This window comes from Vibrio sp. 10N.222.46.A1 (genome assembly GCF_041473595.1).
Taxonomy (GTDB): Bacteria; Pseudomonadota; Gammaproteobacteria; order Enterobacterales; family Vibrionaceae; genus Vibrio; species Vibrio tasmaniensis_A.
Map to the genome: position 1 here is coordinate 16,697 of NZ_JBFRSN010000048.1, position 10,937 is coordinate 27,633.

General features: G+C 43.7%; 7 protein-coding genes. 1 reads left to right on the forward strand and 6 read right to left on the reverse strand.

Annotated elements, in window-relative coordinates; all coding sequences use genetic code 11:
- Nucleotides 1–71 precede the first annotated feature (71 nt).
- On the reverse strand, nt 72–1,307 hold the full coding sequence (locus AB4496_RS02060) for an MFS transporter (RefSeq protein WP_372130532.1): 1,236 nt from the start codon (nt 1,305–1,307) through the stop codon (nt 72–74).
- Nucleotides 1,308–1,615: 308 nt separating this feature from the next.
- On the opposite strand from AB4496_RS02060, the gene AB4496_RS02065 reads away from it, so the two are divergent.
- A complete protein-coding gene (locus tag AB4496_RS02065) occupies nt 1,616–2,506 on the forward strand; it encodes a LysR family transcriptional regulator (RefSeq protein WP_009844857.1) in 891 nt (296 codons plus the stop codon).
- Nucleotides 2,507–2,600: 94 nt separating this feature from the next.
- Here AB4496_RS02065 and AB4496_RS02070 read toward each other — a convergent pair whose 3' ends face one another.
- The 5 genes from AB4496_RS02070 to AB4496_RS02090 all read right to left on the reverse strand — a co-directional run.
- Entirely contained in the window at nt 2,601–7,571 is a 4,971-nt protein-coding gene (locus AB4496_RS02070) for an ATP-binding protein (protein ID WP_009844856.1), read from the reverse strand.
- Nucleotides 7,564–8,589: an HD-GYP domain-containing protein gene (locus tag AB4496_RS02075; protein ID WP_009844855.1), complete on the reverse strand. Its 1,026-nt coding sequence runs from the start codon at nt 8,587–8,589 to the stop codon at nt 7,564–7,566. The genes AB4496_RS02070 and AB4496_RS02075 overlap by 8 nt, the downstream gene beginning before the upstream one ends.
- 319 nt (nt 8,590–8,908) lie before the next feature.
- Nucleotides 8,909–9,673 carry an ABC transporter ATP-binding protein gene (locus tag AB4496_RS02080; protein ID WP_102257601.1) on the reverse strand — a complete coding sequence of 255 codons (765 nt, stop codon included), beginning with the start codon at nt 9,671–9,673 and terminating at the stop codon, nt 8,909–8,911.
- A 12-nt stretch (nt 9,674–9,685) separates the two neighbouring features.
- Entirely contained in the window at nt 9,686–10,636 is a 951-nt protein-coding gene (locus AB4496_RS02085; protein ID WP_012600923.1) for an iron chelate uptake ABC transporter family permease subunit, read from the reverse strand.
- The coding region (locus AB4496_RS02090; RefSeq protein ID WP_372130533.1) for an iron chelate uptake ABC transporter family permease subunit at nt 10,629–10,937 on the reverse strand (309 nt) is incomplete at its 5' end. The genes AB4496_RS02090 and AB4496_RS02085, both read right to left, overlap by 8 nt.

Genomic DNA, 10,937 nt, shown 5'->3' on the forward strand with positions numbered 1-10,937 from the left:
GTGAACCATCACCAAGCGGCTTTTTCTTTTATGGTTCTCAAAGGTTTCTATTCCAAAACACTTCTCTGAGCTTAATCTGAACCTCTCACCGCTTTGTATATCATTGCGCCAATCACGGCACCAATAATCGGTGCAATCCAGAATAGCCATAACTGAGAAACAGCCCAATCACCAACAAATACAGCCACGCCGGTACTTCGAGCGGGGTTAACAGAGGTGTTCGTTACAGGGATACTGATAAGGTGGATTAAGGTTAAACAGAGACCAATTGCGATAGGAGCAAATCCAGCAGGTGCTTTCGAATCTGTCGCGCCCATGATCACGAATAGGAACACCATGGTCATGACCACTTCACAAACGAGTGCAGCGGTAAGTGAGTAACCGCCCGGTGAGTGTTCACCATAACCATTGGAAGCAAAGCCAGAGGCAGCTGCATCAAAGCCAGCTTGGCCTGAAGCAATCACAAATAACACGCCACCTGCAAGGATCATCATTCTTGAACCGAACTTCTCGATGAGGTAACCCGTAAAGAATGCAGGCACAAACATACCCAATACGTGCCACTCAATCACACCAGCAGCTTTAGTAAAATCGAATCCGCAACCAATCATCGCCAATGGTGTTGCCGTCATCAAAATGTTCATCACGGCGTAAGCAACCATGGCCGCAAACACAGCGCCAACAAAGTTCGGCGCTTTAACGATCACACTTAAAGGATCGGCTTTGGGAGCCTGACTATTAAAAGAGACCTTAGGAAACTGAATGGTTTGTAACAAGGCTAAAGCTAAGATGTTTAGGCCGATCAGCGAAGCAAAAGCACCAATATACAAACCATCTGCTGACCACTGTTGCGACATAATCGCCAAGTTTGGCCCTAATACCGCTGCTAAAACGCCACCAGCCATAGAGATAGATATCGCTCGATGACGGGCATTTTCATCACACACCTCGATTGCAGCAAAACGATAAAGCGTACCAAAACCAATACCTATCCCAAGCAAAAACGTGGCGAAACAAAACAGATAGAAATGTTGCTGAGATAACGCGTAAGTCGCAAGGCTTGCTCCGGTAATGCCAACTACATTGCCGATACTAAACCCTCGTTTTCGTCCTAATTTTCCTGAAATTAAAGATGCAGGAATAGTGGCTGCCATTAAGCCTAAAAACTGCAACGCAACAGGCAAAGTAATCATGCTGACACTGGGTGCAATCTGTTTGCCTATCAAGCCAATCACTGAGATCAGTAATATGTTGCCCGTCATCAACAAGGCCTGACACAGTGAGAGCAGCCAAACATTTCTATTCATCTTCGTTCCTAAATATGGGCACAGCTGGTCAATAGAACAAAAAATCAACAAAGTCGCAACTCTTTGTTACTTTTAATGAACTCACCAAAGCACTCAATTAAAGAGCCACGAGTCTCGACTTCGAAGTGTATTCCGCCAAAGGTGCTTTGATCTTCGTTGCTTTACGCTCTAGAGTTGAAATTATCATTACTTAAGATAATAATAATTTGGTGTTATTCAGAAGCTTTGTTGTTTATAGGCTTTGTTATTCACAGGCTCTGTTACTTATAAGCCTTTTTATCCATAGGCGTTAGCATTTAAAGGTGAGTATGATTAATCCACTTTGGCTCAATACATTTAAGACTCTGGTTGAAGTTGGTCATTTCACCCAAACTGCAGAAAAGCTGTATATGACACAGCCTGGCGTTAGCCAACACATCAAAAAGCTTGAGCAAGCTTGTAACTGTGACTTGTTATCGAGAGAAAATAAGAGTTTCGAACTGACCGAACAAGGTCGGATTATGTATCGCTACGCTCTTAAACTGGAAAAAGACCAAGAAGATTTATTCGAATCTCTGAGTTTCGACAATCCTTATTCTGGGCAATGTCATCTATCCTGTTCGGGTTCACTCTCTTTGCGTCTGTATCCCAAGCTTCTTGAACTGCAGCAGCAACATCAAGACCTGAGCATCAACCTAGAAGCGGCACCGAACAAAAAGATATTGAACGACCTAATCCAAGGCACCACCGATATTGGAATCGTCAGACATTCACCCAATGACAGCTATTATCAGAGCCAAGTTATTGGTAATGAGGCGCTGTGCTTAATCGTCCATCATAGTCTTGCTGACTTAGAGATTACCCCTGAAGCTCTGCACAATATCGGCCTCATAGCCCATCCAGACTCTGCTCATTACCTGTCTTTGTATTTTGACCTATGCGGAGATAAAGATTTAGCGAACATCAACATCAATGAGATCCCGAAGTCTGGCTACATTAATCAACTCCACCAAATTCTATTACCCGTATCAAAAGGGCTTGGGTTCACCGTGTTACCCGCAGGGGCTGTCGAAAACTTTCCAGACAAAGAGAAGTTGCATGTTGTGCCACCTAAAGTGAAGGTTGAAGAAACACTGTATTTGGTTCAGAAAAGAAATCGAAAACTGCCGCACAGATACAACACCCTTATCGATCTAATCAAACAACACGTCAGTAATTAATCCGAGACACAGAAAGAAGTAAAGCCTTTAGCTAGTTCGTTATTTCGCAGCAAGAGCTAAAGGCTTTAATGTTGGAGTGATGTTCAAAAGACAGCTACTCAGAAGCACTCAGAACCTCTTTGGCTCGTTCAAAGTCGTAATTATCTAACGCACTTTGGACATCTTTAAGAACTGCTGAATATGGATACTGTGCCAGTAATTCAGTCACGTATTGGGTCGCATCGTTATCATAAGCATCCAACAGCGAATACAACTTAGCACGCTGCTCTTGAGTGATATTAGGCGAATTCGATGCATCAGCGCTTCTCACCTCAGTTTCTTGAGTACATGCCGTTTCAACACCTTGAGCACCAGAGCCATCAAAGCTGCTCTCTACCGTTTTGATCAATTCGATTAACCCAAGCTCAGCTTGTTTAAGATCCTGCTCATCACACGCCTTGTTATGCGCTTTGCTTTCAAGACCACCGAGTTGTTCAGCCAATTGCAACCCGCCAATAGAAGCCGCCATGCTTTTTAACGTATGTAGGTTCCGCTCTAACGTCACCCATTCATCTTGCACTAGGTTGTCGAAGGTATCCGACATAATGTCAGGCGCCCCTTGGCAGAATCTACCAAGCATCTTCTCTTGAAGTTTCACATCATGATGAGTCAGCTGACCGAACCTTGGCAATGAGAAAACAGGGAGAACCATCAGAGTATCAGAGCTTAATGTCGAACTGTTAGAGCTGCTATCTTGCACCCTAACTAAAGGCGACTCTGATGACGCTTTACCTTCAACCAGAACCTCTGGCACGATGTATTTCGTAATCAAAGAGGTGGCTTTATCGATGATAATTGGCTTATCCAAGAAGTCCGTGACTCCAGCCTCTCGCGCTCGCTGTTTGGCATCAGCAAACACATTGGCCGACATCGCAATAATTGGTACATCTTTATCAAACTCACGAATCAAACGTGTAGATTCGAAACCATCCATGATCGGCATTTGCAGATCCATAAAGATCATCTCGTATTCGTTGCTTTGAGCTAACTCCAGTGCCTCTTTTCCATTCTCTGCCAAGTCGGCATTCAGATTAGAGCGGGTGAAGAATGCCAAGGCTAAGTCTTGATTTAACTCATTATCTTCAACGAGCAATACCTTTTGACCTTTGAACTCTATCTGGTAATCCAGTTGCAGCTCTTGGGCTTTAAACTCTGCCAATTCTTCAACACTTGATCTTGGCAATGTTAGAACAAACGAAAACTCGCTGCCTTGCCCGAAAACACTCCCAACACTAATTTGGCCACCCATTGCACGAACCAATTTCTGACTAATATTGAGTCCTAACCCTGTGCCACCGAATCGGCGCGTGGTTGTACTATCGGCTTGGCTAAATGCTTCAAAGAGCTTGTGTAGATTCTCATCAGAAATTCCTATGCCAGTATCGGCCACCATCACCTTCATAGTCAGACTGTTATCATCTGATTCAACAAGGGCTACAGTTAACGAGACACTGCCAGTTTCCGTAAACTTAATCGCATTACCAACAAGGTTAAGTATTACTTGGAACAGCCTTAATGGGTCACCAATCAACGGAGTGTTTAACTCTGGATCTATCGACATAGACAAGTTAAGTTGCTTCTCATTCGCTTTGGGTTCCATCAACTCAATGACATCTTGGAATGTCGTCACGGGATCAAATGGGATGCTATCAATGACAAGCTGTCCCGCCTCTATCTTAGAGAAGTCGAGGATGTCATTAATGATGCTTAACAGTGAATGCCCCGAACGGTGCACTTTCTCGATGTAATTTCGAGCGACCGGATTAGATATTTCGCCAATCGCCAGATAAGACAAACCAATAATAGCGTTCATTGGCGTTCTAATTTCATGGCTCATATTGGCTAAGAATTCCGATTTAGCTTGGCTCGCCAAATCGGCCCTCTGTTTCTCTTCTTCTAATTGCTCATTAAGGCGCTTCATTTCTGAAATATCGAATGCCCAAAATAGCGTGGCTATCTCGCCATCTAGCTCAAACAAATAATAGCTGACGAGCGCAACGAAACGGGTTCCATCAGGTTTTCTAAGCACCAACTCCCGGTTTACTACCTTGCCATTGAGCATTAGCTCCTTATGTACATCATCCCGAACGGATAAAGAGTCATGAATAGAATCTACATCGATAGAATCAAGATCAAGACCTTCAACCCCAAACAGCCGTTTCGCAGTATCGTTGGCATAACGAACTTTCTCTTCAAACACAACACTCGCGGCGATAGGAGAGCTGTTAAGCATATTATAGAGCTGCTCCTGAGCCTTCTTAAGCGCCTCTGTTGCATCATTGGCAATGCTTATTTGTTTCGAGAGTTTTCGATTCCAGAAAACGATAAGTAAAACGATCACCAAAGCAAAACCTGAAATGGTATAAACCAATTCATAGTCAACTCTTTCTATCGCTTTTGGCGCTGCCCACTTCGCCGATATCTTTTGACGTTCTTCAGCAGAAATGCTCTCAATCGCCTTATTCACAATGGAATAAAGCAAAGGTTCAGACTTAATGACGTGTAAGGTTGGAGAAAGGAAAAAATCAAGTCGTCCGATAATTCCGACCTCACGATGACCAAATGAATCAATGAGGTAGTTTAGGACTTCGACAGTATCGATCATGCCATCTAGGGTTTCATCATCCAGTCGGTTAAGCCCATCTTCAGTGGATTCTACTTTCACCCATTCAATATTCGGGTATTTCCCGACAATCGCATCGGTATTTGCTGCGTTCTTCAAGATACCGATTTTCCATCCTTCAGCTTCCTCAAGCACCAAGCTACTTATGTCTCGTCTCGATGCAATAGCTAAACGGCTTGAAAACAGGCTCTTGACTGCTTTGACGTTGTCTCCTAACGAACGGTTCTCTTGTGCTGCGGAGACCAGTTCTACTTCATGATGATCAACCAAGCTTCGGGTCTCAGACCAACTTGCAACGTCTACATGGTTGATACTTAACCCTGTTTTCTGCTCAATGAGCGTTAGGTAATCGTCAATCATACCGATGTATTCACCGGTATTGGATACCGCCTCATAAGGCAACGAATTTGGATCGATACCTATCCGAACATCCGGATTGTCTTTGATCCACTTCCTCTCTTTTTGGCTTAGATTTAAGATCTCTCCTGTCAAATTACTCGCTTGATAAACATCCGCAATATAGCGTTTCGCCGCATCTCCGAATGAACTAAATTGTTCGACTGATGGAAAATAAACATGGTTCCGCTCTAACGACTGAACATCAAAGTAGAAAGTCATCGAACCAGAATTGGTGCTCCCTCCTTTGGTTCGATAATTTGCGACCTTGGTGACTGATGAAAAGTGAGAGGTGTTTTTCTTCTCTCCATATTCATCAACTAGGTTACCGATGTACCAAGATTTGATTGGACGATTACTATTATCCGCCTGTGCAGTGATCACCTGAAATGAACTGTCCGTATCGAAAATTTCAAAAACTTCGGTTAACTCTTCAAAGCGGTCATTGACGATAAAATACGCGGATATTTGCGCTATGATATTCGCCTTTTTAAGCACTTGGCTTAGATCATTCTGAACCTGCATCTCGATAATTTGGCTTAAACCGTCATCGGCCTGTTTAAGGTTGTTAATCGCGGCATTGAAGCTGTCTCTGATTTCCTCACTCTTAAAGTCAACATAGATCGGATACTCAACTTTATACTCGTCATGTAACGTTAGCTCTGCCATTTCAATAAAACGAGTATTGGTGATAAACCACTCCAGAACTCTTCGTTCAACCATTAACAGGTCAACATTTTGAGCCCTCAATTGTGAGAATGCCGATTCAAGACCTTCGTAATCTTCGACACGACCAATGTCTAACTTACCCTTCAGTACTTCAACAGACTTTTTAATTGGTGAGGTCTCGTCGAACAATAACGCCCCTAGTGATAGGTCGTTCTGAGACTCAAGTTTGAGCTTGCGGCGAGTCAGTGAAACAGGAACAAACTCAACATTAAGAACTTTATCACTTAGGAAATGAGCATTAGGATCATCAAACTGAACGCCAGAAACAAAGGCAATAGAATTATTGTTGTCGATGGCCTTTCTAGCGGCACTAGGAGGGAGAGTGACAACGTCACCCAGCTTATACCCCATATCATTAAGGGCACGTTGAATAATGTCGTGTTCTAGCCCGACCGCGGTGCTGTCTGGATACATATACGGAGGGTTGCCAAAGCCAAATACGCCTTTTAGTGGCACTCGATAAGGAGAGGTATCTAGCCACTTTGATAAAATCTGGTTCTTATTTGCAACGTCAAAAGTTTCAATTTGTTTGTTGATTAGCGTCAGTAGCTCTGGTTCGTCATTTCGAATCACCATCGACGCTTCTAACTTTTTCCAATGCTCCAAAACATAGTTGACCGCTAGATCATGAACGCCAATCTTTTTCGCAAGATCCATAGTGGTGATAGGTTCACCGACCATGCCTTCAACATCACCAGACCCTAACGCACGCACCGCATCAATAACATTCTCAAAATCGACTCTTTCGATAGAGCTCAACCTCACTCCTGCACGCTCCAAGTCTATGTTTTCATTTACCATCGCAATGCGGCGTTTATTATTTTGATCTAGATTTCCATCGAGTTTTTTGTCGATAGGGACTATCACAGCCACCTGATAAGGAATATAGGGATCACTTGCAAGAAAACGTCCACCTTCACTTGGGTCGAACTGTTGGAATGGGAACACGTCGCCTCGCCCATCGACTAACGCCGCTTTGGCCTCGACGCGCGAGTTAACTGTGATAAACCGAACATGGACACCAAAACGCTGTTCAAGATCCAATGTCCAATCTTTGATGATCCCAGAAACCAGCCCGTCGTCATCGATGAATGAGTACGGGTAATGGTCGGAAAGCGCAATAAATGTGATGGTCGGTTGGTTTTCCAACCACTGGTTTAACTTAGCATCGGTCACTTCAGCCGCGTTTACACTGCGAATGACTAGTGACCACACCAATAAGCCAATGATAAGAGATAATACAAAACGATTTAGTGACAACATCAAGCCATCACTCATCGCTAAACTTCTCTTTAATCGCAAGAATCTCGGGCAACTTAAGAAAGAACAGATCAACGATAGTTGGATCAAAATGTTTGCCTTTCTGTTCTTCAAACAAGCTCAGTGCCTCATCGACACTCCAAGCCTTCTTATAAGGACGCTCTGCTGTCAGGGCATCAAACACATCAGCCACCGCAGCGATTCTTCCTACCAAAGGAATTTCTTCACCCGCGATCTGGTTTGGGTAACCGCTGCCATCCCATTTCTCATGATGATATTGCGCCACCTGAATCGCCATACGCATCAGTTTGGAATCACTCTGCCTACCAAGAATTTCAACACCGTACTCGACGTGTTTCTGCATGGTATTCCACTCACCGGCATCCAACTTACCAGGCTTTAGCAGCACACTATCGGGAATGCCAATCTTGCCAATATCATGCATTGGTGCTGCATCACGCAACGTCTCGGCATCTTCGTCAGTCATTCCCAAGGCTTTAGCTAGCACTTCACAGTAGTGACTCATACGCTTAACGTGCATGCCTGTTTCATTGTCTTTAAATTCAGCAGCTCTACCCAGTATGTTCAGTGTTTCTAGCTTACCGAGATTGATCTCTTGAGTTTTCTCTTTTACCTGACTAAACAACGCGCGTTGTTGGTCATAAAGTGCGATATGCGTTTTCACACGCTGGAGTGCAATAGCAGGGGTTATCGGTTTGGTTAGGTAATCTACAGCCCCCAAGGAGAGCCCTTTTACTTCGGCTTCAGGTCCAATTTTGGCAGTAACGAAGATAATGGGGATATGCGCGGTGTTGGGCTGTTCTTTGAGCTGTCTGCAAACTTTATAACCGTCAATATCAGGCATCATGATATCGAGGAGAATGAGGTCTGGCTGAGGCACCATCTTGGCTATCTTGATGCCAATGGTACCGTTAATTGCTACTTTGACTTGATAGGTATCTTTAAGTATTGCAGTCAACACATCCAAATTGCTTGGGGTGTCATCTACGACTAACACTATGGGTTTACGACTCATTGATACCTCGTATAAAAATCAAACAGTTATAAATATAGTGTAGAACGATTTTTAGAGGTTAATCAGAAAAAATAGCAATTGTTTATTGAAAATGAAGAGTAGATCTTCGAGTGACATCAAACCAACGTTTGTCGAAGTATGACCAGTCAATATTACGTCGATTAAGTCATTATAATACAAAGGAAATTATACAGATTACTTTTGAATCCAGACCTTTTATTAACAAAATACAAACTGGCAAAGACAAAAAGAACTCCTCACTCGGGAGCTCTTTTCACTTAAGTCATTAGAGAATCAAATAGCCTAGCGAACCAGCAACCTAACGACCTGAATAATACATACAGATTCGAACACCATCGAACTCACGAATCTCAAATGGGATCTCGTAGATCGACTCCATCACTGACTTTTCAACCACTTCAGAGACCTTGCCCGACTTAACCACTTGGCCCCTCTTCATCGCGACAATGTTATCTGAGTAACAAGAAGCAAAGTTGATGTCGTGAATCACGATAACGACCGCCTTATTAAACTCATGCGCTAGGCGACGTAGCGTCTGCATGATTTCAACCGAGTGTTTAATATCTAGGTTGTTTAGTGGCTCATCCAAGAACACATAATCCGTATCTTGCGCCACAACCATCGCGATAAACGCCATTTGACGCTGACCACCACTCAATTCATCAAGGTATCTGTTTTGGATATCGGTAATGCCAAGGTGCTCTAGTGCCGTATCGACGATCTTATGATCTTCGTCTTTCAAGCGACCTTGAGAATGTGGGAAACGCCCAAAACAGACCAACTCACGAATCGTAAATCGCATATTGATGTTGTTTGATTGTCTTAACACAGCAAGGTGCTTCGCAAGCTCTTTGGTATCCCATTCAGCCAGTAATTTATCGCCAATAACGACCTCGCCCGCATCACTTTCGGTTAAGCGACTCGCCATAGAAAGCAGAGTACTTTTACCCGCACCATTTGGGCCAATGATAGAAGTCACTTCCCCTTTAGGGAACATGGCACTGGCATCATCCACCACAAGTGTCTTGCCATACTTCTTACTCAAACCTGTTAATTTAATCACTACTTATTACCTTTACTGAATTCTGGTGCGTAACAACAAGAACATAAAATACAAACCGCCGACCAAGTTAATGATCACGCTCACAGTGGTTTCAAACGCCATTACTTTTTCAATGAACCATTGGCCTGAAACCAATAGAACGACCGCTAACAAACTGCTCGCGATGATAAGCACACGATGTTGATAAGATTTGAATATCTGACGAGCTAAGCTCACGGTGATTAAACCAAAGAACAGCACAGGGCCAACCAAAGCCGTCGATACTGCGACCATCACTGACACAATCACTAAGGTAATCTGAGTCAATCGCTTGGTGTTAACGCCCAAGCTTGTCGCGTTATCAACACCAAGCCAAAGCACATCAAGCTTGGGAGCCAACAACCACAGGCCAAGCAAGCTCAAACCCAGTGGAATAAGGCTGAGGTAAACCAGTTCACCTTTCACGTTATTGAAGCTCGCGAACATCACATTTTGCAGCACGGCAAACTCGTTCGGGTCAATCAACATCGCAAGGAAGTTAGCCAAGCTTGAGAATACGCTGCCGCACACAATACCAATCAACAACAGTGTAAATACGTTGTTTCGCTTGCTCTTGAAGTAAAAATGGAACAGCGCAAACGAGAACAAGATCATCACAGTCACAGACAATGAAAAGTTTGCGATTGAATCAATCACCCAGAAACTGGTACTGCCAAACACAAACAGAAGCACCGTTTGAACCAGCATATACAGACTGTCAAAGCCCAAGATGGATGGGGTTAGAATTCGATTATTAGTGATGGTTTGGAACACCAATGACGATGCAGAGATCGCCACCGCCGCCAACACAATCGACAGCAGTTTTGGTAGTCGCAAAGATAAGAAGAACTCGTAGTTATCCCACGTAAGTCCTTGCCCCACAAATACTGCCGCCATCCCCAAAGACGCGATAGCCAGAATCGCAATTTTTACTGAATCACGCATTCGACTTGTCTCTCATGATTAGGTAGATAAAAATCAAGCCACCAAAGATGCTGATTACCATCGAGATTGGTATCTCATAAGGGAAGATGACGATTCGAGCTAACAAGTCACAAACCAATACCAAGATCACGCCCCAATAGGCTGTCCAAGGCAGAATCTTCTTCATGTTATCGCCCATCATCAGCGACACGATATTCGGCACGATAAGGCCAAGGAATGGGATAACACCGACGATCATCACTACAGAAGAGGCGCAGATAGCAACCAATGCCACACCAATGAAGACGATCTTCTGATAATT